Annotated in this window: 23 protein-coding genes; 8 read left to right on the top strand and 15 right to left on the bottom strand. The window is 51.5% G+C overall.

What is annotated here, in order from left to right; translation table 11 throughout:
- Positions 1-39: 39 nt before the first annotated feature.
- The 9 genes from N9C89_RS15360 to N9C89_RS15320 form a co-directional block, all read right to left on the bottom strand.
- The gene (locus tag N9C89_RS15360) at positions 40-1329 is read right to left on the bottom strand and encodes an AI-2E family transporter (RefSeq protein ID WP_263954915.1); all 1290 of its coding nucleotides are present in this window, start codon (positions 1327-1329) and stop codon (positions 40-42) included.
- A gap of 263 nt (positions 1330-1592) precedes the next feature.
- Positions 1593-1832: a hypothetical protein gene (locus N9C89_RS15355; protein WP_263954914.1), complete on the bottom strand. Its 240-nt coding sequence runs from the start codon at positions 1830-1832 to the stop codon at positions 1593-1595.
- 110 nt (positions 1833-1942) lie between these two features.
- Positions 1943-2800 (bottom strand): DUF1269 domain-containing protein, encoded by an 858-nt coding sequence (locus tag N9C89_RS15350; protein ID WP_263954913.1) that lies wholly within the window; start codon positions 2798-2800, stop codon positions 1943-1945.
- Between the two features lie 79 nt (positions 2801-2879).
- Complete coding sequence (locus N9C89_RS15345; protein ID WP_263954912.1) at positions 2880-3653, bottom strand: hypothetical protein; 774 nt, start codon at positions 3651-3653, stop codon at positions 2880-2882.
- Positions 3654-3667: 14 nt separating this feature from the next.
- Positions 3668-5383, bottom strand: coding sequence for an alkaline phosphatase family protein (locus N9C89_RS15340; protein WP_263954911.1), 1716 nt, complete (start codon positions 5381-5383; stop codon positions 3668-3670).
- A gap of 65 nt (positions 5384-5448) precedes the next feature.
- Positions 5449-6003: an HdeD family acid-resistance protein gene (locus N9C89_RS15335; protein ID WP_263954909.1), complete on the bottom strand. Its 555-nt coding sequence runs from the start codon at positions 6001-6003 to the stop codon at positions 5449-5451.
- 105 nt (positions 6004-6108) lie between these two features.
- Positions 6109-6462: a PRC-barrel domain-containing protein gene (locus N9C89_RS15330; RefSeq protein WP_263954908.1), complete on the bottom strand. Its 354-nt coding sequence runs from the start codon at positions 6460-6462 to the stop codon at positions 6109-6111.
- 140 nt (positions 6463-6602) lie between these two features.
- Complete coding sequence (locus N9C89_RS15325) at positions 6603-7112, bottom strand: DUF1269 domain-containing protein (protein WP_263954907.1); 510 nt, start codon at positions 7110-7112, stop codon at positions 6603-6605.
- A gap of 152 nt (positions 7113-7264) precedes the next feature.
- A complete protein-coding gene (locus N9C89_RS15320) occupies positions 7265-8809 on the bottom strand; it encodes an arylsulfatase (protein ID WP_263954955.1) in 1545 nt (514 codons plus the stop codon).
- Positions 8810-9114: 305 nt separating this feature from the next.
- Here N9C89_RS15320 and N9C89_RS15315 point away from each other — a divergent pair, with 305 nt between their 5' ends.
- Entirely contained in the window at positions 9115-10122 is a 1008-nt protein-coding gene (locus tag N9C89_RS15315) for a helix-turn-helix transcriptional regulator (RefSeq protein ID WP_263954906.1), read from the top strand.
- 83 nt (positions 10123-10205) lie between these two features.
- Here the strand turns inward: N9C89_RS15315 and N9C89_RS15310 are convergent, their stop codons facing one another.
- Together N9C89_RS15310 and N9C89_RS15305 are read right to left on the bottom strand one after the other, a co-directional pair.
- Positions 10206-11009, bottom strand: a complete 804-nt coding sequence (locus N9C89_RS15310; RefSeq protein WP_263954905.1) for a YihY/virulence factor BrkB family protein — start codon at positions 11007-11009, stop codon at positions 10206-10208.
- A gap of 47 nt (positions 11010-11056) precedes the next feature.
- The gene (locus tag N9C89_RS15305) at positions 11057-11950 is read right to left on the bottom strand and encodes a YegS/Rv2252/BmrU family lipid kinase (RefSeq protein ID WP_263954904.1); all 894 of its coding nucleotides are present in this window, start codon (positions 11948-11950) and stop codon (positions 11057-11059) included.
- Between the two features lie 748 nt (positions 11951-12698).
- On the opposite strand from N9C89_RS15305, the gene N9C89_RS15300 reads away from it, so the two are divergent.
- The 4 genes from N9C89_RS15300 to repC all read left to right on the top strand — a co-directional run bounded on the left by N9C89_RS15300 (position 12699) and on the right by repC (position 18305).
- Complete coding sequence (locus tag N9C89_RS15300) at positions 12699-14495, top strand: RcgA family putative transporter (protein WP_263954903.1); 1797 nt, start codon at positions 12699-12701, stop codon at positions 14493-14495.
- On the top strand, positions 14476-15495 hold the full coding sequence (locus N9C89_RS15295; protein ID WP_263954902.1) for an alpha/beta fold hydrolase: 1020 nt from the start codon (positions 14476-14478) through the stop codon (positions 15493-15495). Before N9C89_RS15300 ends, N9C89_RS15295 begins: the two co-directional genes overlap by 20 nt.
- A 204-nt stretch (positions 15496-15699) precedes the next feature.
- Positions 15700-16464: a hypothetical protein gene (locus N9C89_RS15290; RefSeq protein WP_102877862.1), complete on the top strand. Its 765-nt coding sequence runs from the start codon at positions 15700-15702 to the stop codon at positions 16462-16464.
- 605 nt (positions 16465-17069) lie between these two features.
- A complete protein-coding gene (gene repC, locus N9C89_RS15285) occupies positions 17070-18305 on the top strand; it encodes a replication initiation protein RepC (protein WP_263954900.1) in 1236 nt (411 codons plus the stop codon).
- Positions 18306-18313: 8 nt separating this feature from the next.
- Here the strand turns inward: repC and N9C89_RS15280 are convergent, their stop codons facing one another.
- Together N9C89_RS15280 and N9C89_RS15275 are read right to left on the bottom strand one after the other, a co-directional pair.
- On the bottom strand, positions 18314-18985 hold the full coding sequence (locus N9C89_RS15280) for an SOS response-associated peptidase (RefSeq protein WP_263954899.1): 672 nt from the start codon (positions 18983-18985) through the stop codon (positions 18314-18316).
- A 258-nt stretch (positions 18986-19243) separates the two neighbouring features.
- Positions 19244-19507 (bottom strand): hypothetical protein, encoded by a 264-nt coding sequence (locus tag N9C89_RS15275; protein WP_263954898.1) that lies wholly within the window; start codon positions 19505-19507, stop codon positions 19244-19246.
- Between the two features lie 376 nt (positions 19508-19883).
- On the opposite strand from N9C89_RS15275, the gene N9C89_RS15270 reads away from it, so the two are divergent.
- The 3 genes from N9C89_RS15270 (at position 19884) to N9C89_RS15260 (ending at position 22225) form a co-directional block, all read left to right on the top strand.
- The gene (locus tag N9C89_RS15270; RefSeq protein WP_263954896.1) at positions 19884-20627 is read left to right on the top strand and encodes a competence protein CoiA; all 744 of its coding nucleotides are present in this window, start codon (positions 19884-19886) and stop codon (positions 20625-20627) included.
- Positions 20628-20932: 305 nt separating this feature from the next.
- The gene (locus N9C89_RS15265) at positions 20933-21556 is read left to right on the top strand and encodes a GIY-YIG nuclease family protein (protein WP_263954895.1); all 624 of its coding nucleotides are present in this window, start codon (positions 20933-20935) and stop codon (positions 21554-21556) included.
- 51 nt (positions 21557-21607) lie between these two features.
- Positions 21608-22225 carry a hypothetical protein gene (locus tag N9C89_RS15260; RefSeq protein WP_263954894.1) on the top strand — a complete coding sequence of 206 codons (618 nt, stop codon included), beginning with the start codon at positions 21608-21610 and terminating at the stop codon, positions 22223-22225.
- A 188-nt stretch (positions 22226-22413) separates the two neighbouring features.
- Here the strand turns inward: N9C89_RS15260 and N9C89_RS15255 are convergent, their stop codons facing one another.
- Together N9C89_RS15255 and N9C89_RS15250 are read right to left on the bottom strand one after the other, a co-directional pair.
- Positions 22414-23919: a hypothetical protein gene (locus N9C89_RS15255; protein ID WP_263954893.1), complete on the bottom strand. Its 1506-nt coding sequence runs from the start codon at positions 23917-23919 to the stop codon at positions 22414-22416.
- 365 nt (positions 23920-24284) lie between these two features.
- On the bottom strand, positions 24285-24518 hold a 234-nt coding region (locus tag N9C89_RS15250), incomplete at its 5' end, for a hypothetical protein (protein WP_263954892.1).

Raw genomic sequence — 24518 nt, 5'->3', positions numbered from 1 at the left:
GGTGAGTTTGTTTTCTGAAACAACGAGAGATTTCACGCGTTAAGTGTCGTCTCTCGCCAGTTCGCGTTTCAAGGCCTCTACCTCTTTTTCCAAGTCGACCTTTGATGCCGTAAACCTGCGTACCTGCCCACTGGCTGAAGTTGCGTCGACGGAATGCTGCTCATCTGGCTCAACCAACTGCTGAATCTCCGAGGCAGTTTGGTCATCGCCTTGGCTCTCAACTGGCGGCTGCAAAAACCTGGGTGCTTCCTGCCAAACCGCAACGAACACACCGGCAATAACCGGGCCAAAAACCAGCCCTGATGCACCAAACAACGCAAGCCCGCCCAATGTGCTGACAAAGATCATCAGATCCGACATTTGTGCGTCTTTTCCTACGAGTGATGGCCGCAGAACATTGTCTATTGTCCCGACCACCAAGCCAGCCCAAAGCGCCAGCCCAATTGCGGCCGGAAATTCGCTCTGAAACGCCAGATAGGCTGCCCCACCAAATACCACGCCAGTTGCGCCAATACCTGGAATAGCTGCTGCAATCGCCATTACAACTGCCCAAAAAGCAGGGCCCTCGATCCCTGCCGCCCAAAAACCAAGGCCTCCGAGTGCACCCTGTATCACGCCGATCAACAAAGTTCCCTTTATCGTCGCTCGGCTAACGGACACAATTCTTTCGTGCAGTTTGTCCTGAAGATCGACGCTTAGCCCGGAGTTCTCGAGAATTGGGCGAAATGCAGTGTCTTTAAGCGGTAAGAAAAAGAACATCGCATACAAGAAGGTGAAAAGGCTTAGGAAGAATTTTGCTGTACCATTGGTTAAGTGAGATAGTTCAGCCGTTAGGAACGAAGCCGCCGAACCTAGCAGCCCTTCTGCTTTTTCAAAAACCAGAGGGCCCGCTTCTGTCAGCTCCTTGGCAACCGGAACCCAGCTTGGAAACTCAAACGTTCCGCCTTTCAGGGCGGCGGCATCTTCGGATAGCGTTTCAATGACCTGATCCGCGCCTGCCACCAACCCGGAAGCCTGAACCGTCGCAAGATATCCCACTCCAATGAGCGGCCCCACGACAAGCAGCACGCCAACCAATACGGTAATGGTACTGGCTAGGCCTTCTCGTTTTCCGGTTCGGATCAGAACCCAAGTATAAAACGGTTGCACAAGCGCCGCAAAAATCGCGGCCAGTGCCAGCGCTGCAAGAAATGGACGAACGAGCTCCACAAAGGCAACACTGATCAAAAGTGCCAGGACTACGAAAGACGCCAAAGCAGTTGTCTGACGTGAGACGGCAACTGCGGGCTCTTTGACTTCAGTTGCGGTGTCATCTGCATCAACAGTCATTCGCCTTGGCCCCTTGCATCTTGGGAAGTGGTATAATTTCAAAAACGGAACCCGCAAAGCGGTACAAATTGGCTCTAGGGGCACCCGTTTCTAATAGCGACTAACATACTTAGATTTCGAAGTAGAGGTAAGCTCGTGAATCGAGCTACCCATTACCGAAGGTCGTGTCATATTTTGGTCGCCTGTAATAATGCCCGACGTTTGCCTAAGCCCAAACGACCCTCAAACAATAAAGCTGATTTTGGAGCATTCCGGCCCGCCCTTTAACCAACGACCTTTTTGGCGTTGTCATAAGCAGCCTTCATTTTGAGCCCAAGTTCACGGGCTGCTTCACCAACCTCGTCAGCAGTTTGGTCAAACTGGGATTTTGAAAGGAATTTGTCCCATTCAGATACAAGTGAATCCCACTCGTCCTCTGCTTCCATTGATCCGAGGTGCAACTGAAGTTTGATTTCATCTCGTTTTTGTTGAAGTTCAGCCATCATGCTTTTTAAATCTGCCATTTCTTTTCCTTTCTCTAGATTTGATCAGCGCAACGCCTTTTGCGACTAATCTGCGTCAGTCATTTTTGACGACGCTAAGTGCTTTTATTCAGCGGTTTTAACAAATTGGTTCAGGTGAGAGCTTCTTTTGCCAGAACCATTGATGCATCTAGCTTGCCTTTACGTTCTTTGTAGTCAGCCTGAATTTCAGCTTTGCGCGTTTCAAATTTTTGGCGGGTGTTTTCTTTGGCCGCTGCAATTTGCTCATCAATCGCTTCGAGCCTCGCTTCTGTTTGGCTGTCTAGCTCATCCATACGAAGCGAAATTTTTTCCTTGGCTGCAGTAGCTTTCGCCTTGGCACTATCGATCTTATCGTGGATTGCCTGTTTGGTCTCATCGCTTGATTGCTTCCACTCATCCTTGAGCTCTGCGATCTCCCGATCAAGCTCTGCCATGTCAGCTGCGTATTGTTCATCAATTGCATCGATGCGCGGCTTTCGGAACACCACCCCACCAGCTTCACCCATTTTGACATCCAAGGGTGAGGTCCAGACTTCATCAACCGACGCCACCACGCAAGACTTCCCTGGAAGCAGTTCGACACTGACTTCATCAAGCATCGCAGAGTCAATTCCGGCCACCCAAAGGTCACGGTAAACACCGAACAGGCCGCCTGTCATTGATCCGACAGCCATTCCTGACGCCGCGGCAGACGCAGCGGCCGCAGAACCGGCGATTGCAGCACCGGACGCAACAGCCAGAGGGCCAGCCAAAACACCTACCATGCCGCCAATGACAAGGCCCAATGCGGTTCCCAATGGCCCTTCGTCTTCGACCTTCTTGACCTCGACTTTTCCGTCGAGATCTTTCCCGATCACAGCAGCCGCATACACTGCCAGTTCTCCTGTTGCATGCAGCCCTCGCAAGGCTGTCTCGCCTTTGAAAGCAGCGTCATCATTTTCAAAAACGACAGCGATAAATTTTTCCATAATAGCATTCCTGATTGTTGGGTTAGATTGATTGATGTGTTTCAAAACTAGGGCCGGCATGAGCCACGTGCCCCACGGGTCATTGGAACTGCATGTTGAGCGCCATGTAGATTTGCCACTTTGGCTGGCCAGCGCCCTTAGTGAAAACCGAGTACTGTGGCTCAACAAAAAAGTTGTAGACGGTGTTGCCGCGCTTGGTGACTTTCCCGAGCCTAAGACCCAGTGGAACCGCATAACTGTCAGTGGCAAAATCGTACGTCCAGATCGGCGCACCACCTGTGTAATACCCACCACCAAGCTGATAAAAGGCAAATGGCTGAATGGCGCCAAGACTTGCACGTTGACGACCGTTCGTATCCCCGACACCCGTGCGATACGTCAAAAGATAGCCATACTGAAACACAGGCGAAGTCGCATTGAAGTAGACGTTTGCCAGCCCAAGCTGCCACTGATCCGCTCCTAGGCGGTCATCAGAGGCCGTTGGGGCCACCACTTGCGGGCCAAGTGCAAAACTAACTCCAGGATTGCCTGTGTCGAATTGGTAGGCTGCAAAAACGTCGAAGTCTCCGATCCCGCTCACCTCTTGACCACCTGCACCTACAGGCAAAGTATTAAACGGCAAAGAGGCCCGGATCAGCCAGTTTGAATCACCGATTGTGACCGGCTTTGCGTATCGCAGAACAAATTGATTTCCGGTGGCATCACCAGGACCTGTAAACTCTCCGAAGTAGTAGTTTTGGATGTTGAACGCAGTTATGTCCGCCAATGGATTGTTGGCTTGGGCGGCGTCTGACTGGGCCAGAACCGGCGCACCAATTGTGCATAAAACGGCTATTTGGGCGAAGCGCTTCATTAACGATCTCATGGTCAGTCCTTTGTCCTTGGCATCGCTTCAGGCAGGGGGTCACCCACTGCTCCGGAAGGCGGTTTGGTGCCCAAAATGGCCGCAATCGTGGGCGCGACATCTACGGTTTCGACGCGTCGCACGATTGTCTTGGTGGCAATATTTTTTCCGGAAAAAATCAAGGGAACATGGGTGTCATATGTCCACGGCGAGCCATGTGCGGATGCAACGTGCAACCCGTCGAAATCAGCTACAAACCAATGCGGTTCAAACACAACATAGATGTCTCCGGATCGATCCGGATTAAAGTTAGCCAAGACTGCATCGCTAATCTTGGTTTTGGCAAACGCCCCTCTTCGCAAGTCCGAGCTACTGACGGCATAGGCAATTCCTGGGAGCTTCTGAAGTTCATCAGAAACCGCCCGTTCAACAACCAATGGATCCAAATCGCGTTCGGAAATGAGGTCTTTGTTCAAATAGACGTAAGGGTTGGAGAAGTTTTGAACCAGTTCTTTGGACTCTCCAAAATCCATTTGCAGCCGCACAAATCCTGGTTCCGTGTCGACGCGTTCAAAATCGAACAAACCCGCCTCAATGCCCAGTGTTGCAAGGTAGTCTGGGTGTTCAGGAGCACCGTGGTCTGCCGATAACACGACCAATGTGTGTTCCAGCCCCACAACGGATTCTACATATTGCAACAGGCCGGCAATTTGCCTGTCGAGATGGGCAAAGTTGTCTTCGGCTTCCAGGCTGGATGGGCCGAATATGTGGCCAACATAATCCGTCGATGACAAGCTGACGGACAGGTAGTCAGTCACCACGTCTTGCCCGAGCTGTTCTGCGTCCAGCAGGGCCTTGGCAAAGTCGACAGTAATTTCATCCCCTGCTGGGCTAAGGGTTAGAAAGGTCGTGAAGTATTTTCCGTCGGCCGGGCCCCAGTTATGTGGAAATGTGCGGCCAAATCCCGGCAATGCTGTTTCCCATGGCTGATCATCCCGGTCGGCAAAGGCATAATCCGAGGCGTCCCCCAAAAGCGTCCAGTCGCGGTTGGCATAAGACGCGACCAGGCCCTTGGCATCCCATTCCCCGATCCAACTTGGGTAGGCATCATTGTAAAATGTACTTGTAACAAACCGGCCTTCTGACTTTGAGAACCAGTACGCTTCACCAGCGTGGCCCGCCATCGCAATTGCCCCGCGATCTTTGACTGACACCCCAAACACCTTGGACGTCGGGCCAAAATGTAAGGCGATTTCATCGGAGATCGTTGAACTTATGATATTGCGTGGCGACCGCCCATCCGTTGTAGCGGCGCGTTGGGTTGGATCAATTTCATTGTCGGCGTCAATTCCAGAAGCCCCAACCAGCGGATAGTCTGGATCTTGCACGTTGTAAAACGGCGTACCTGTCTTGCGATCAAACCAAAGGTTGGCAACCATTCCATGAATGGCAGGATCCGTGCCAGTTGCCAGTGTTGTGTGACCCACAATTGTTTCTGTGTTGGCATGGCGGTGATGGGTGTTGGTAAAGTTAACGCCATTTTCCAGTAGGTATCGGAAACCACCCTCGCCCAAGTGAGCACCGTATCTATCAATCAAATCTCCACGCAACTGATCTACGGTGATCTGAAGTACCAGTCGGGGCTTTTCCTGAGCATTCAAAACAGATGGAACTGCGAAGCCCAGACAAATGGCGGCAAGTTTCAACACCGAAGGAAAAAGACTAGAGCTGGGCATCATTTCGTCCCTTCAAGAGCGCGTACATTGATGGCTGAACTATGTGGATCACAGTCGCCCGCTGTTGTTCAGACAGCGACTGACACGCCATTTTTCAAACCATATGCAAAGCGGATGTAGCCAGCGCCTTCACCAATCAGAGATACGCCTGCCACAATCCCCAACAGCATGACGCTCACTTCGGGGTACATCGCCAACAGATATCCCGAAGCCAGTACGGACACGCAGCCAACAAAAATGACCCAGCCAGAGCCTTCATCCGGTCGCGCCATCACGCCCACAGCGATACGGACCAAGCCGTTCACGAAAATGGCGACGATCAGGACCAGCGTCAGCGCCACAAGCCCTTCGAGCGGGCGGAACATGAGCATAAGCCCTGCAAACAGGTTGAAGCCGCCAAGGATCGAATAGATGAGCCGTGCATTCCAACCGTCTTTGGTTGTGAAAACTTGAACAAGCATCACAACGCCACCGACGGCGAAGACAATTCCGACCACATATTCAATGGCCAATGATACCAAAAAGGGTGCAAAAAGTGCGGATGCGCCACCAATCATCAAAACGATCCCGAGCGCAAGAAACCATCCCCAGTTTTCTTGTAGGTTGTTTTCCGAGTTTCCCATGCCGAATGTATCTTTCTCTTGGTAGATTGCGGTTCCAAACTTTGTGGACCGAATTTGCGTTCTGGCGCCTCAAGCAAGTCAACCCTGTTGAGTACGCCAGTCTGTTTAGTTGCGTGCGTAGAAGAACCGCGGCAGGCTTTTCAGATTGTCCTTGGATGCATTGGGCAGCACCAGATCACCATTCGCGTTGATCTCGAAGGCACCTGCTGGCAACCCGATCAGCTTTTCACCAATGTTCAGGAAGCCCGCGACGTTGACAATTACAAAGGTCGTATCACCGTCCGGCAAGACAAGCGCATCATGGACATAGCCTACGAAGTCACCGCGATCATTGTACACGTCGCCGCGCAGAAGCTCGACAACACTCCAGCCGGAAGCGACCAAAGCGATGTCAAGATTGTTGTATTCCACAACAACTCCGCCAGCCACGTGTGGGACAGACTCTGCGGATGCTGTCATTGGGGCTCCGAAAGAAAATGCGGTCAGAGCGACAGCGGCGGTCAAAAATCTTTTCATTTACCTGTTTCCAGTCTGGATGATGTGAATATTGCGTTCCGGTGGCCTGGCGCTCAGGCCACCGGGTTTTTAAGAAGACTTGGTCAGCTTCCGGCCAAAGCTGCACGAAGCTCTTTTTCATCGCTGACAGACAAAGACGTCTCGATAACTTCGCCCTTCATGCCTTCCAGTTCGCTTAACAATTTCGTGGGACGACTGGACCATCCAATCACAGCCAATGCCGAAGAGTCGGGGCCCATTTTTGATCCCACACGCGCCGCCAGGGCGTCTTCTTCGTCGGCCTGATCCAGCATTCCAGCCAAGGTTCCAGACCCCGCTCCAAGAGCCGATCCCGCAACAAAACCAGCGGCCGGGTTACCAGCCATGGCGCCAATCAGCGTTCCGGTCAGCGCGCCAATGGACGTCCCTCCAAGGAACCCTGCCGCAGTCAGCGTGTCAGAGTTGCGCGTTCGTACGACACCGTTTTTGTCACGGGTCATCACGACGGCCTCGTCCAGATCAACTTCCCAGTCCATGCTCATCTTCTGCAAGCGAAGCAACGCTTCGTCTGCGGTGTGACGGCCTTCAAAAACAATTACGACTAAGTCAGTCATGGTCTCTCCCTAATGATTTTCTAGAGTGCAATTCAGCGATGCAAATCCGCATACACTGCCAGCTAAACGGTGAATGTGTTTCAGTCCTGAGGCTCATGCGCCGCGAAATTTTCGTGTCGCGGCGCATGGCTAAGAGTTCTGCAAACTCGGGGTTACTTGCTCCCGTTGTTTGCCTCCATCAGCTCCATGACCTGATCGATGGAAAAGCTGGCTGGTTTCTGACGTGGTGGGAATTCCTGGAATGTCCCCAGGAACTGCCCCACATACTTCTGCGCTGGCACCAGGAAATAAATCCGGTCAATCATCCAGTCGTAGTAGGTATTGGATGTCAGATGTGCCTGCTCATAGGGATCGCGTCGCAGGTTGGTGATCAAAGGAACCCGAAGTGGAGTCCAAGGCTCGATCCATGCCCGCAATGTCGAGACCGCTTTTTGCTCAAGGAAAATCAATTTCCAATCGTCATAACGCAGAGCTGTCAGCTCTCCGGTATCCGCAAAATAGAAAATCTCGTGACGTGGGCCTTCTTTTGTTTCGCCTGTCAGAATAGGCAGGAAGTTGTAACCATCCAAGTGAACCTTGTACTCACGACCAAGAGCTTGAACCCCGCCCGCTTTCAGATCTTCCTTGATGGTTTCATTGCCCGCAGCGGCCAAGAATGTTGGCAACCAGTCCATGTGGTGCATGATTTCGTTTGAAACCGAGTCAGGTTCGATTTTGCCAGGCCAACGCACGAGCGAGGGCACACGCCATCCACCTTCCCAGTTAGTGTTCTTTTCACTGTAGAACGGGTTGGAACCCGCATCTGGCCACGTGTTCTTGTGGGGGCCATTGTCCGTGGAATAGTGAACGATAGTGTTATCTGCGATGCCGAGTTCATCAAGCACATCCAAGAGTTGGCCCACATGCATGTCGTGTTCGACCATGCCATCGCCATACTCGTCTTGTCCCGAGATGCCAGTAAGAGAATCTTTTACGTGGGTGCGAAAGTGCATCCGTGTACCATTCCACCAAACGTAGAAAGGTTTACCTTGCTCGTTGGCGCGTTTGATAAAGTCGATGGCGGCGGCAACGGTCTCATCGTCGACGGTCTCCATCCGTTTTTTGGTCAGAGGGCCCGTATCTTCGATGGCTCCATCAGCCGAAGATTTGATCACACCTCGTGGACCAAAGGCTTCGCGGAAAGTTTGTCCATCAGCCAGCACAGCATCGCCGGGATAATCGCGGTTTTCAGGCTCTTCTTCTGCGTTCAGGTGGTAAAGATTTCCGAAAAACTCGTCAAAGCCGTGGTTGGTAGGCAGCATCCGATCCTGATCGCCCAAGTGGTTCTTGCCGAACTGGCCGGTCATGTACCCCAGTGGTTTCAGAAGGCCCGCAATCGTTGGATCTTCTTCTTGCATGCCAAGATCCGCCCCAGGAAGGCCAACCTTGGACAAGCCTGTCCGATAGACAGATTGCCCCATAATATAGGACGACCGACCAGCGGTGCAGGACTGTTCGCCGTAGTAGTCGGTAAACATCATGCCTTCGTCAGCCACTCGGTCAATGTTGGGCGTTTCATAGCCCATCAGACCACGTGTGTAGGCAGAGATATTGGATTGCCCGATATCGTCCCCCCAAATCACGAGGATGTTTGGCTTGTCTTGCGCCGAAACTGGCGCACCAACCAAAAGGACAGCGGCGGATATAGCACCCAACATCGCTGTTCTTGTTATGCTAAATTTGTGTTTCATGTGTTCTCCCGCAATTCTCAAAATTATCACGCCGATCCCTCGGCTGGCGGCAACGCGGTCAGAAACAATTCGCCGCGGCGCATTGCGAACGTACTGGGGATTTCAGAGGCTTTGTCGGCAAATACGAATCAAAAGAACATTTCTGTTGTATCTTTCCCAAAGAAAATGTGTGCTAGACATGTGAATGCTAAAAATTTTTCGAAGAGACCGCCCATGACAAGGACAAGCGCACACATTGGCGCACATCAGATTCCGAAGAGTGATTGCGACGCATGAGTGTTGCGATCGAAGACTTTAAGATCCGAGCGGGCGCATTCCACGGGCCTGCTCTTTTGCTTTCCAGTGGCTCTCGACAGTTTCAAACAACGATTCAAAGTCTCGGTCTCCCAACGGATCCCGAAGAGATTGTCGATGTTTCGGCCTATTTAAAGGGTATGACGAGTTTGACACGTCTCGCGGACAATAATGATTTCTTCGTCTGGGCTGGGTATTCTCAGAAGGTAGAAGACTTGGGCTTTTTCGGCCGTGCCATCATTTCTGCTGAAACTTTGTGGGATGCCTTGCAAATCGCACGGTCTGCGCTGTTGTACTATCAAAGTGACTCAGAATTGGTGATAAGAGTTTACAACGGACGTTGCCACATTTGGTATTTCAATCCTTTTGACGCGAGACAAGCTGTTCATGATGTTCAGTACACGATGAGTTTGTTAGCCAATGTGATCTGTCTTTCTAGATTTCAGAACGATCCTGACATTCTGATAACTTACCCGAATGGATCGCCGTCTCATTTTCCAAACAGTGCGCCTATAGGTCAGGTTCGAAACTCCTCACAAGGCTATATTTCTTTCGACGATAGATTGCTTAAATCGCGGATGTCCGGAAGAGATGGGCTACAAGCTGAAATCTTATCGCGCTACTTGGCTGACAAATCACTATTGGTGGAAAAAAAACCAAATTTGAAAGACCTCGTCGGCGGTCTCGTTCGTGCTTCTTTCGGGGTTGCACCATGGAGTTTGGTAAACACGTCTCAGGCGTTGCAGATCCATGAAAGGATGCTTCAACTTCGCTTGAAGTCTGAAGGGACTTCTTTTCGGGAAATCGTCCAGACTGAGCGGCATCAAACGTCCAAGCGCCTTCTGAGGGCTGGTAAAAGCATTGAGGAAACCGCCGAAGCACTTGGTTTTGACCATCGGCAGAGTTTTTCCGAAGCTTTCTCTGGATGGGAGGGCATGTCTCCATCCATATTCATAAAAATGCAGGAACCGCAAAGTGCCAATTAGGCAAGTGGATAAGAAGGCTTCGCTTTTTTCAGCTATCGATCACTTCGCACGGGTTCTAGGTGACAGGATACTTCCGAAGGTTTCTACGCGTCGTCGATCTCATCACCACCGATTGCAATGAGGCGTCCATTAACCTCCGCTCCGATAACAAATATCGTGGCCATCAGATATAGAAACACCAGGGCCGCCATGACGCCGGCCAATCCAGCATAGGTAACGCTATAAGAAGAAAAGCTGGTGACGTAGAGAGCGAAAATTCGCCCCGAGGCAACCCAAAGAACCACCGTAAAAACCACGCCAGGAGTGACCTGTTTTAAGGTGTGATGGGTGCCCGGCAACCAAAGGTGGCACGCAAACACAGAAAAAATTAGCAAAACAAATGAAACCCCGAGCCGTAGGGTTTCGTGGCCGTACCATGTCGCGGTATGCGTTTCATCACTCGTCTCCAACAAGTCAAAAAACAGCGGGACGGCAAAGGTCAAAAGGGCGGCAACTGTCAGAATTGCAGATCCGCACAGGACAAACACAACACATAGCACTCGCGACTTCCAAAGCGGCCGGGGATCATTTTCACGATAGGCATCGGTCAATGCTTGCCGGATTGCATCCACGCCATTTGAGGCAAAAAACACGGCTAAAAGGCCCCCAACGGTCATTGCCTTAACACCGCTGTCTCGCAAGACAGCCTTCACTTCTATGACGATGGGCTCCGCTATACTATCCGGCCAAGTTCCATAGATGAATTCGACGACATCCAAGCTTGAGAATTCGGACGACACGGCTTGGGTCAATGACAATGCAAATACCGTAAAGGGAAACAAGGCCAGCATCATGGACATGGCAATATGACTGCTTTTGCTCCAGCCATGGTTTCCGTCAAACCGCACCAAGGCCGCCCAGAGGGCTTGTAAAATGGGCCTAAAACTCATTTGCGTTAATTTGGAGCAGGCGCAACAAACAACAGGCGTCCTGGCAAAACATCTATTTCGAATTTTGTTTCAACCATAGGCTCGCCGTCGAGGTTCAGATGGAACGGCTTCTCGGTTTTCAGAACCGCGGATTTTACCTGCGACCTGTTTACGATTGTCGACGCGGGATCCTTACTCTCCAGAAATCCCGCAAACCCGGTTGAAACGGTTTGCAGGCTTTCTGTCGAAAGCAGGCCAAGGTCTAACAAGCCGTCTGAAACAGACGCCGCTGGAGCCACATCAAATCCACCACCGGCATAGCGACTGTTCGCAATGACCAAGGCGGTGACGGCCGTTGGAACAGCTGGCCTTCCATCAATGCTGATCGACGCGTGTGCAGGTTGCAATTCGGAGATCCGCACCAGACCCGAAAGCGTATAGGCCAAGCCTCCCAATCTGCGTTTTACTTCTTGCGGCGTTGTCGCCGTTATCATGGCACCGAACCCGCCGCTGGCGACATTCACAAAATGCGTGCCGTTGATTCTGCCCACATCAATGGGACTAGCTTCTCCTGTGGCGGCTATTCGGATTGAATGGCCCAATTTTCGCCCAAAATCGCCATAAGCACGCGCAAAATCATTGGCTGTTCCGAGCGGCACCAATCCCAGAGAGACTTCGACGCCAGCAGAACAAGAAAGCAATGCATTTGTGACTTTGTTTAACGTGCCATCACCACCAGCTGCGATCACGCGTTTCGTTCCGCCCTTAACCGCGCGGCGCAATATCTTGCGGAGTTGCTTGCGCGACCATGGCACCCAAACTTCGATATCCAGATCTTTTTGAATGGACTTCAAGACTTCGCGCACGTCCGGACGGGCGGCGGATTTTCTGTTTAGAAGAAGCAAGGTTTTCTGGCTCATCAATTGTCCGCATATTTCTTGAGTTGGAAGGCAGTCAGGGTGTTCTCAGATTGATTGGAGTGTCAATTAAAAACTGACTGGCTTTGACCGCAATCAAGTAAGCACCACTAATTGATTTGCCTTTGGAAGTTTGCAAAACAACGCCAAAGGTGGCAATCAAACGTTTCTATTCTGGAAAAGAATGGCTTTGACAAGGGTAGCATATGACATCCAGTGATCCAAACAGAGCAACACTATCGACGTGGTTCTTTGCTTTGGCGCTGTGACCGCCCCGCGATGATCTATTCAGGTCACGGCAAAAGGGCGAATTGAATCCCAACCCTCAGAGTAACTTTCAATGTCTGCTTTGACGACATCGGCAGCAACGCAGCGATGTGTCTGCAGCGCCTGTGAGAAGATGCTGCGCCAGCAAACACCCGGAAGGGCAACGGCGGAAAAGTCCCGCGTTGTGTCAGTTCGTGCGAGCCGCAGCGAACGGCTGCGCTGCTCCGATTGCCATCAAATGGGGATGTGCTTCACATCTCTGCAACGGGGAATATATGTCAGCACTACTGACTTATCGCATAAGAACAGTTATGTTAAATAAGTCAGTAGTACTGACCTTAGTTTATCATTTTCGATGCTCTGCATTCGTAAAGATTATTCGTAGATGACATTCTCACACTTGCCATCTTTCCACATCGGAACGAGTGCGCCGGTGTTCCATTTGTAAAGCCACCCAACGACGTCCCGAGTCTCCTGATCAAGAATGAACTTGATCGGTTCGGCGGTTTTACGCGCCTCAGACTCGCTTCGTGTCGTCTTCGAAACTTTTGGCATTACTTTTAGTTTTGTCGTGGTTGCTGTGTCAGCAGAATTTGTCACGTTAAGTTCCCCGCAGATTTTGGCTGAAAAGCGCCGAATAAGGTTCGCGCGTCAGTTGTGCTTACTATCTCCGCGGACGCACGATAAAGAATGCAAAATAACGAAAGAGAACGAAAAAAAGAGTTGCAACGTTTTGAATATGAACGGGAAATATTTTGTCGCACCGCAGCGAAGTCGGGACAACTTTAAGCGACTTTTTGCTCGTCTTGCGGCGGAGGGTGCAGGACGGCCATTGGACCTGCATGGCTTCCCAGATGGCCCGTGGACGCCTGAAACGCTAACCCAAGCCATTTGCGATCTTAGCGGCAACAACAAAGGTATCGACCTGCGCACTGTTCAACTTTGGTTCCAAGCAAACGACAATGGTATAGGTGCAGATAACATACGTTGGCTTGCACAGATTTTTGGGTGTCGCGATCCCGAAGCCACTAGTCTCTGGCAAGCTGAACTTACGGCAGCCAAAGAACGACTGAAAAGCCAAAGAAGAGCCGCGAAGAAAAAGCAGGCAACCGATCCGCCGGAAGAAAAGAGCGCAAAAACCATTGTTCTTCCAGAAAAAATACGAGGCTTTAGTCTCGCAAGGCGTTCCGAAGCGATTTTCTCTGGTTCACCACTAGACCTACCCTCCTGCATCTTTGCGGGCGCTGTAGCGCTTGGGCTATCGTCGTATTTCTTAGGTATCCATAGTGTTACCTATGGCGATACAGGTGCGTCTTTGAAGCAAGTCGGTTTCATCTGGGCACCAAATTGGACGATCTTATTTATGGTCTTACTACCGCTGTTTTGTGCATTCGTTATTGAGTTGATCCATTTCTGGAAAAATGAAGGACGTTTGACGTTTTTGCCGGAGGGTGATCGAGAGAGAAGTGTGATTGATTGGTCTCGTAGGATTAAGGGCTCATCCTTAACGTACTGGTCTGTTTTTGTCATGTGCGTCGGCTTTGCGGGTCTTTTTCAATGGATAGGTGTTCGCTTTACCTCGTTGACCAGCGGAGGGGGCGATTACGCTATAGACTGGGGGACTTTGGCGCTCGTGCGTCCAGACGTCATATCGGTGCCGCAAGCTCTTGGATTCACAGGGTTGGCCTACCTGTACATGTGTCTCTGTTTCTATCTTTTCTTTGTCGGGCTCATATTGCTCTATACGCTGGCCTACGACCTCTGGGACATTGCCCGTCACTCAGAACATGCCTCAGAAAAGGACACTCATGATGTGAGCTTGCGAGTGATGCGTGGGATATTCCGCTGCACTCTTTTGGGGATCATGGTCGCAACATGCATGAAGTTACAAAGCTTCTATTTGACATCGAGCGGAACAAGTTTTCCACGTTGGCTGGTGGACGACATACTTTCAGCGTTGGGCGGATCAGAGGTAACAAACCCTGAGAATACACTAAGTCGGCCGACACACTACACTAGTCTGTTGGTTACATTGGCATCCTGCATCCCATTTTTGTATGGATCCATAAGAATCGGTTTTGATAGCTCGTTTCATCGTGCCTGGGTGAAAATGACTTCAATCATTTCTCTCTTAACAATTAGCTATCTAATGATCGGGGCTTTTACTGGCTTTTCGATCCTACTGTTTTTCGGAATTATGATCGCTGTGTATGGCCTCTTTGATCCCGATTTAGGTAAACGAACAGCGGGCGGACGGAAGGGTGATCAGATTGTATCATAAATGGTTGGATAATTGGGACGAACAGCGGGCGCAGCGCGGCGATGAAGTAAAGAAAATTGCCGAATTTGAACTTGACGCTAAGGTTGCGTTTCCGCGCGCAGGGGAAACGTCCAGCCTCGCCGATTTTTGTGAACTTGCAGGAGAAGCCGTAGACGATAGCACGTTCTTTGATGATCCTAGTTCAAGCATTTCCGGTTTGGAAATATTCAATGGGTGGATCAAATTTCCCTCAAGTATTTCTACAGAAATCGAGGAAAACAACCTAGTTTGGGCGAAAGTGACAGAAAGCGGATCATTCGATCATGCTCTAGTGGTTTTCCATCACTGGAATGCAAGCAAGCGTAACCGTCAGATCGCGAGCTTTTTCTCAAAACGGGGCATCACGGTTGTTGAGATTGCCATGCCTTACCATTTTGAGCGCAGTCGCCCAGGTTCAAATCATGCCGACTACATTCTTAGTTCAAACCTCGGTCGAACAATGCAGTCTATGCGGCAGGCAGTGCTTGATGGGCGTAGATTGATAGGCTGGTTAAAGTCTGAAGGATATGGCGATGTCTCGGTTCTAGGTATGAGCCTAGGATCATGGGTTGCGGGACTGGTAGCAGCGCACGAACCATCTGTAAAAAAGGCATCGTTGTTTTTGACTGCGGGTAGTCTCGCGGACATGGTTTGGACAGGTCGTGCTACGCAAAAGATACGCCAAAGTCTTGAACCAGAGATTGATCTTCCTACTCTCAGATCGGCTTGGGGCCCACTCAACTTGGAAAACTACGTTGATAGATTGGCACGGCCTGACTTAGACCTCCATGTCGTTTTGGCAAAGAGGGATACGGTTGTACTGCCAAACATATCGAAGCCGTTCATTGAGAAGTTGCTAGAAGCTGGAGCCAAACCGAGCTTATCGGAGCTAAATTGTGGTCACTATTCTTTGGCACTACCACCCCACATCCTTGTGGCGGGATGGGGCTTGAAGCGGTTACTTAAGCGACCCAGCTTGTAACCTAGGGTCCATTGCGGGAGAGTGTGGCATCCTACGCTAAGCAAAAGCCTACGTTCATTGGCGTCCATTGCTGAACAGGGTGAAATGACACATTAGCCGCGAACTGACCCACGACAATCACTTGATTTAAGTCCCTTCTTTCGATTAAACAATATTATAACAGCTCCGCGACGTTATAATATCTTACTTCGAAAGGGGAACATCATGAAGAACATTCTCCGCACAAGCGCACTGGCACTGGCAACCGCCGTAGTCGGCATCGCAGCGGCATCGGAACGCGCGCAAGCCCAGACCTATCAGATTGATTGCGCAATTTTGTTATGCTTATCGGGAGGCTGGCCCGCATCTGTCCCATGCGCTCGGGCCCGCGCCGAGTTCATCCGCAGGATCACACCTTGGCCTGTTGAACCCCCGTTGCAAATCTGGCGCTGTCCGATGGGCGCGGCCTACACTGTTGATCCTGGAAACCTGACTGCCGACCGGATCTACGACATTCTCCTAGAGTTGGACGATGTGGCACCACAGCAGTCGTACCCAAGCGCACCACTCACGGATTTCGCGCTTGAGCCACAGCCCGCCGTTGTTCGACGCAGCGGCGGGACTGCGGCCCCTCTCCCAGAAGGCTACGCATTGCAACTTGTTCAAGACGGGGGCGGCGCTGACATCGACATTAGCGGGCAAGAGTTCAACTTTGTGAGGTCCATCCGGGTCTACAACGTCACTTATGCAAGCCAGCGCGAAAGCGGGCGCGACGACGATTGCAACAGATCATTCTCCATGCGCGTCGGGACCTATGGGACACAGGGCGATTTTCGCTGGACCGGATCAAGCGACTATCGCTCACTTCCTGCAGCGCACACGGGGCTTGAGAACTATCCAAGCAACTGCCCGTCAATTTTCCATCGCTCTGTTTTCGTGGAATGGCGGGATTATGAAGGCAACTACGGCTTCGAGCAGGTCAACTACTAGGCGTAGTATGACGCCGAACGAACAATACTATAATTGCGACAGGCATCCAGACGTTGTATGCCTGTCTTCACAAATAATAAGAATCAACAGGCAGAGGAGCAGTTCCCGCCGTACAACGAGAAACCCCCGCAGAGGGGTTAACCTGTACGGGGGGTTTAGAACCAAGGGATTGGCGTCCCAAGCGGCTACAAGAATTTTCAAGTCCGGTTCTAACACCCCACCCACATGGCAAGCAAGAAAAAAACGCATTTGTGCGCTCGCTACATCTGCATCTTGGTCTGACCCTTCCAAACGCCACAAGAGTTAGACCAAGGCGCATCATACAGTAGGTACTATAGCCGAACGGCCAATACCCTGTATTCTGAGAGCGTCGGAAAAAAGAGAATCGAAAGGAGAGAACAGCCCTAGAAAGTAGAAACCCCCGCAAGGCGGAAACCTAACGGGGGGGTTCTGAAACCAAAGAACGCCAATTCTTTAGCAGATCAAAAAAGCTGTTGATCTCGGTTTTATCACCCCCTTCCAAAGCTGGCAACAAAAAACGCATTTGTGCGAACCATAAAGAATTGCCTGCTTCCGCCCTGCTTAAACCGAGCAAGGACAGAGACATGCACAGCATTGCAGCTCGTATTGAGCAATACGATCACCACACCAAAGGGTTTCCCACCCTACCAGACGGCATGGAGCGTGACGGCTTCATCCGTTTGTTTGAGAACGTCGCACCGACGATGTTCAATCTAACTGACGCGGAAATTTCCACTTTCGTCCGCATGGCCGAAGATCCCCGGCCAAGCGACTGGAAGTCGCCGGACCGCGAACCCTGTTGCTACCGTAGGCAGGGCGAGATTGCCGCGAGACGCAGCAAATCCCGTTACAGTATCGCCCGACACGAAAAGCGGCTTGCCGACGTGGGCCTGATCGACAAACGCACAATGGCGCATGGCGGCAGGTCAGGGTTTGATGGGTGCGGTGTGTTCTTCTCGTGCGCAATCGCACTGGTCCCCGCCATGCTGACGCACCAGCACCAACAGGCCGCGCTAAACAAAGAGCGCAACCTCCTGTGCAACACACGCAGCATCCACAAGGGCCACCTAAAGGCCGCGATCAATGACCTGGCCGACCTTGGGGCCGACACGTCGCAGATCGAAGCTGAATACGAAGCGTGGCCGGATGCACGGCAACTGAGGCGGATTGACATGGACGATCTTCGTCAGCACGTCGCAGAGGCCGACTTACTCACACAGCAGACCATCATTTTGCTTGATGAAACACAAAATATGCAACACGGGTGCAGCACAAGTGCTACCCCCTATATACAAGATACAACCCAAGACTTTAATCCTGTCTGTAACGCAGGCGTGGATAAAAGGAGCGCGGGCAAGCCCGCGCACACTGAGTTTATTAGTTCAGAGCCTAACGGCCCTGAACATTGCAGAGAAAAAGATAATGAAAAGTCGTGCGAGACAAGCAAGGGCGAAATTCGATTAAAGCTGTCAGGACCGATCCTTTACGGGCTCGCATCACCGGACATGCAGCTCTACATCGACGCGAGGACCTGCGGACGACAACCCACCGAGCATGACGTTTCTGCCGCAGCCGTGCAGATGCTTCCCGAATTGGGCATTAATCAAACGGCGTGGCGTGACGCTTGCGAAGTGATGGGTCACAATGATGCCCTTCTCGCCTTGATCATCACGGATGCGAACAGGTTTACACCGGAAATCCGTGTTCAAAACCCCGGCGGATACCTTCGGGGCATGACCAATGCAGCCCGCAACGGTACTCTGAATCTCGTCGGCAGCTTGAAAGCATTGGCCGAGCGCAAAGATCAGCAGAACAGATGATTGTTTTGCTATCCAGCGTCAGATTTGAGCGCTTCCCCGCGCTTGTGGATCGTCATTTGTTCGGATGGAAAAGGTGCAATCAACGGAAAGGCATCTTCGGGCGAACCGTGAAGCCAAACTTCGAGATTTTCAGGCGACAGGATCACGGGCATTCGGTCTGGATGCACGTCGCGCACCAGTTCATTCGGCTTTGTCGTAATGATCGAGGATGTCACCAGCGACCGTTTTTCTTGTCCGTATTGGCCTTTGAAAAACCGCCAAACCCCGGCAAATACAAACGGCGGTCGCGCGTCTTCACCTTTCAGCCCAAACCAGTAATACGTCGCCGGTTTTTTTCCCTTGGCCTCACAAAAACTGGTCGCAGGAACGAGACAACGCCGCGTTTCAAAGCTGGTTTTCCAAAATCTCGAAGTCAGCAGCTTGTCGTCACGCGCATTGTTCACGGCCTTGGGCTGGATTGGTTCTCCCGTCACTTTGGATTTTTGCGGCAGCACGAAACCCCAGTGAGACACTTCCAAGCGTCGCTCACCATCAGCGTCGAGAGTGATAATTGGAGCGTCCCCTTTTGGAAAAATTGCTGTCAGAGGTTGCGCATTTCCGAGCTGATCATTCTCGGGTTTTACGTCGAATAGCCTTCGCATCGTTTCTTGCGGGATGGTGTTGGAGTAAAGATTGCACATTGTTTGGGCCCCGTTTTTCACCCTTATAGTGAAATTTTTGGGGCGTCGCACTCAAGCGTGCGACCAGCTCTAGGTTTCAGCCGGCATAGGACGGCTTACACCCAGAACAGCCCCACCCTGCGCCCAGTGCTGCGATAGTCATTCAACGTCTCTTACAGAGCCGCGCCATTTCCTTCGCTGCATTCCTGCCCAGGGCAGGCCCGATCTGCCCAGAGGGTAACGATCTTCGCCCAAGCCCACTTCAGTTCTTCCAGCATTCTATTCTCCCAAAGTTGTCGAGCGTGATGGGCTGCAACTATACATTCCCGTTTCCGCACCATCAGCATTATAGGCTATCATCGTGCCATCCAGCACGGTTGCACCCTCGACAGGCACCAGCGCCCGCAACTCGACAGCAGCGTCCACGCCCTGAAACGTGCGCAGCGCAGCGTCTTCGCAGGCTTGCATGTCGTCAAATTCCGCTGTGATCACCTCTGACCCCGACTGCAAATTGAACAGCACCAATATCAAAACGAATTTCATTTGCGTCCTCTCAAAGAAAAAGGACCGAAACCTTGCGGTCCCGGCCCTTTCGGTAAATCCAACCGGAGTTTTTTTCACCTTCCACGCACCGTCGCATCCCTGCTAGGTCCGCAGCTCTCTGCAATATTACAATATTGTCTATAATACAACAATATTATGTACCCATCCCGCACACCGATAGGGTGTTGTCCGCCAATCTACCCTTAAATTCGTTTCATTCATCTTCCCCTAAAAATCCTCGGGGGAGCGGCCCGCAGGGCGCGGGGGCAGACAGCCCCTTCTATCTCTGTTTTGAGGGATTTCTTCAGGACACATACGGCGGATCGCCGCGATCAACTCCTCTTTTGGAGCAATACCTAGAGATGTTGGACACATTATGACCTTCCTTACTCTTGGCAACATCCTGTGGAGTAACCACTTAAACAAAATGCGATTTGCGCTTTTGAATGATCAACGAGTTGAAGCGACGCCCGGTGTCAAAGGCGTTTGTCCAGGCTGTAATGCTGAAATGTTTGCCCGATGCGGCACAAAGAAGGTTTGGCATTGGGCGCACAAAGGTCGCCGTCATTGCGATCATTGGTGGGAAAACGAAACCGAGTGGCACCGCGACTGGAAAAACCAGTTTATGACCGACTGGCAAGAGGTGCCAGCTCGCGACGAAACAGGTGAGCTTCATATAGCTGACGTAAAGACCCCCTATGGCCTTGTGATCGAGTTCCAGCACTCTGCTATCAAGCCGGACGAAGTGGAAAAGCGCACAAATTTCTATGGACAAGTGATTTGGATTATTGATGGACGCCGCCGCCCAACTGATCTGATTCAATATGAAAGGATGCTTTCGGAAAATTTACCGGAACGGTTCGACGGCGTACACATATATACCGTCTACTGCGAGGAAACCCGACTTCTCAAAGAATGGGGATCATTGGGCAAGATCATCGGATTTGACTTTGGCGGCGATAATCTGTGTTTGCTTACAGCCGCACAAGGCAGACGACGCTATCTCTTCGAATTTCCAAAAGTGGAGTTCGCTAGACTGATCAGTGAGGCCAGCCCGTTGCCAGTTGTCCAGTTTGCAAAACCTGTCCGACGTGGCTACCGTCGCCGCGGAAGGTTCTAGTAACTATCCAAAGTGACAAAAGGCTTAACCCAAAGAAAACAAGTGACAATGATTATCGACAGTCTGTTATATGACCTGTTGGGAGAAGCATGTTTCAATTCACTGAATTTCTGAGAAAGATTGATTTGGACCCGACGAGAGTCAGACTACTTCGTCACGATGCACGGGGTGTTGCCGCGTGGCGTCGGGGAGGCCCAGATGCATTCGGCTGTTTTGCCAGTTTTCAAAGGCGAAACCCCCCGCCTTATGGTGGAGCTGAAGTCGCGTGCCACTTCCTTCCTGCTTCTAGCCTGCCGGATGGGACGTTGACCGCGCTTTATGTTGGAACCACACGCATCGCCGATCATTGGGCATGGGATGGAGCCCGACTGCCGCAAATCCAAGACATGCAGATAATTGAAGGGGAAATTGGCCGTGAGAATGTTGATGCATTTGATTTGGAGTGGATCGAACGGGGCGGTGAATATGCAGAACGCCTACTCATTAACTGGGGTCCTGGAGGAAGAGCCTGGTCCCAACGGGCGCATGTAATGCAGAAGGCTATTCTAGAAATCCGCCTACAGGCAGAGGAGCCACCTTTCCCAGGTTTTTCGAATTTCCTGTCGCGGATCAGTGAGATTCCAAGGTTTCCGCAAGCGTGGACAGGTTCTCTTGAAGGGGTTCGAGGGGTTTACTTATTGATTGCGGGCAACGGTGATCAATATGTGGGTTCGGCGACGGGGGTAGATGGCTTTATGGGGCGCTGGCGCCAATATTTGCTGAATGGTCACGGTGGTAATGTGCGGCTTCGCGAGGCAGACCACCAAGATTATGAAGTAGCAATCTTGGAGGTTGCTTCGCCCGACATGTCGCTAGGAGATATCCTGGCGCGAGAGGCATTCTGGAAAGCCAAACTCGGTGTTCGAGCGCATGGCTTGAATGCAAATTAGGGTACTATCAGACAGTTGAGTTAGGCTGTTTCGACCTTCTACGGGGATCATATGGAAAAGACGTTTGCCCGAGATGAAGAGATTTTTGGGTCTCACACCGCGGAAAGTATAGCCTCGATTTTTGAGCTTTTTGTCGGCATTACTGGCGGCACTGCGCGAAATCCTAGGGACCCTACACTGCTGTTTCTAAACTACTTTGCGGGCGATGATACGGAGCGCGGCTATGGTCGAGGATTATGTAGGTCAGCCGATGAGAATTTTGGATTTTCGCCACCGATTTGGGTGATAAGCTTCAAGTACAAACTAGTGCATGGCGACAAACCTTGGGATATTGAGGCCTCGTACCGAACTTTCAAAAAGAACGGCAGGTCGAATGGAAGCAGGCGCGGACGGTTCTACCTTACTGAAATTTACGTTGCCGACAATTCGGGCATTTCAAACCACGTTGAACAGGACTTCTTAAAAGTTGTAGAGCGTCTCTATGAAATACAAAACGAAGATGAAACTGACGCTTGGCTGACGACAATGTCGGCCAAGGGATATGTAAAAGGGCCTCAATTTTCTTCCTATGAAGATCTCTTGAATTGGGACCTTTCCAATACACGCCCGCACGTTCGGCGTAGGAGTGATCAAGGCTATCAAATATTTTTTGCCGACAGAACTTCATGAAGTAGGTCGACATAATCTTAGAACCCAAAGACATCTGCTAAGAGCGGTCCTATCTATGGCGCTTCAAGCCATATGTACAGCGTGCAGAATGCCCCACTGGCCACAGGCAGGGGATCGCGGCATTACTGATCAGCAGCGAGTGCGGAAGGATCCTATCGCATCGTAAATACAGTAGAGCGTTATTTTTGCTAGATAATAAGTTGCACCAATCCGGCAACGCTTGCAGCCACCACACCGTCCTGAATGATTTTTTGTTTCGCTTGAGTTGAAAGAGCATCACCCTTCAACATGGACTTGGCATTGGCCGCAAGTGTCACCATCGCAGCAACGCCCATACTGTTTACAATGTCCGCGTCGGCTCCGTGCCCGAGCTTGTGTAACGTCGAGGACGTATCAGCTGTAAGGTCAGCATTGCTGAACTCAGAGGAAGACCAATCTGGCGAAGAGCCGGCGACCTCACTAGTCACGAGCACGTCGATGTTTTCGTATTTTTCGTTGTGTTCACGTACATACGACGCGTAATTTGTCGCCTTGAGTTGAACCTCGGAAACGTCGCCGGTCTCGACATTGATAATCCGGACATCTGCGCCGGCATGGTTCGTGTCGCCGAAAAGCTCGACGATGTACTCGTCGCCGTCAAGGTTCTCTTGCCGCTGAAACGCGAGTTCGTGGTAGATTCCCTTTACGTTATTCTTGAGCCCTGAAATTTGCTCAACGGATAGGGCTTGCACATATTCAGACAGCTCAAGTTCACTGGCATGAGCAAGGCTGTTGTTCGATCGACGTAGCGCCTGAAGGACCAGTTCTTCATCTTCCGTAAACGAAGGCAAGGTGTCCGACATCAATTTCAAGATCGTGGCGGATACGACACCTGTAACCACAGGGGCAGCAGCTGTGGATTTTCTTCTGACTGACGGATTTTGAACGTGAGCCGTTGGTAAGGCGTCGAATAACTCGACCAGATCTACCTTGCGATCTTCAAGCCGCATCAGCGGAAGTTCTGGCCAATCGCTGACTTTGGCAATGCAGTCATCCAACTGTTCGAGGAGGTCATGTTTTACGCTCTGCTGCAGGGCTTCAGCAGTGAGAGGGTCCAAAACGGCGTTTTGTTTGGCCCGTTCACGAAAAGCCGTTGCCAACATCAAACACGTCTCGACGAACCGCATTTCTTGCGGGTCCAAGGATTTTTTCTTGCGCCTTACTCCGGTCCATTTCCCAACAAGCTTGCGAGACCCGAAATATGCGACCGCTCCTCCAACGGCGGCTACGCCCAAGACGATCCACCCGCCAGTTACAACGCTTCCACCGATCCACGCCAACGCGGCACTATTGAAAGCCGCGCCTGAAAGTGAAGAGATGGCCGTTCCCGTACTTGCCGTTCCAAGAATGGATGCGATGGAAAACAGACTTGCTGTCGTACCGGCCGCAGCCAGTTTCCCAGAAAGCGCTGTAACAATCCTTGCCGACGTGCCGCGTTTTTCAATCAAAAGCGCATCGACGAGGTCTTCTAGCGAGATCGCACCTTTTTCGAAGAAGTTGTCCGGTGTGTACTTGGTATGTCTCAGCTCAAATTCTGCGAACTTTTCAGCCGCGTGATCTTTGACCGCTTTACCCCCTTTTGCGGCGAGCTTACCTGTCTGCCGCCCCACAGGCTTGGCGATTGCCCAACCAGCTTTCCCAGCGGCCTTAGCCAAAAACAGCGCCGAACGCCCGGTCGCGCTCGCCGCCCGAGCTGATAACGGAGGCCTTTTCTGGTTTCCATGATCCAATTTTACGCGCTCCAAGTGGTCTTTTCAGTCGGGTACGAGATAACCTATCGCAGATGGCTAGTCTGGTGAAGCGGCATCGCGACCACCAACACTTTTGCAGGGTTTCGCATAAGGCCGCCCCTTGAACGATTTAAGGTGGCAAGGCGGGCTTGTTACCTGTTTAGCCAGACCGCAGCATCGGGAACTCTTGGATTTTTTGCGCTCTGTGCCGCGATTTGCGCGATGGTCGGCTTTACCAATTTTCTGAATTTGTGTCAGTTTGTGACGTGAAGGTCAAAGATATCAGACGTTCAACACCCTGAGTCTTTGTTGGCCGTTTGGGGTTCGGGCAAGCCGAACGCCGCTGCACGACGATCAGGGGACCGCCGGTCCCCCAATGCAACCCCGAAATACTGCGCCCAAAGGGGTGTCCCCACCAACGGTCCCTGCGGGCTGCGTTGCCGGGTGATCCCCCTCCCCTTTGGGCTGGATTTCAGCATTGCATCGGTTCCCCCCCTGCTCTCGGCGAGGGCCAAGGTTTCAGG

Source organism: Halocynthiibacter sp. SDUM655004 (assembly GCF_026015885.1).
GTDB classification, from domain to species: domain Bacteria; phylum Pseudomonadota; class Alphaproteobacteria; order Rhodobacterales; family Rhodobacteraceae; genus Falsihalocynthiibacter; species Falsihalocynthiibacter halioticoli.
Note: the sequence above shows the minus strand (reverse complement) of the source record. Positions and strands in the feature narration are given on the sequence as shown.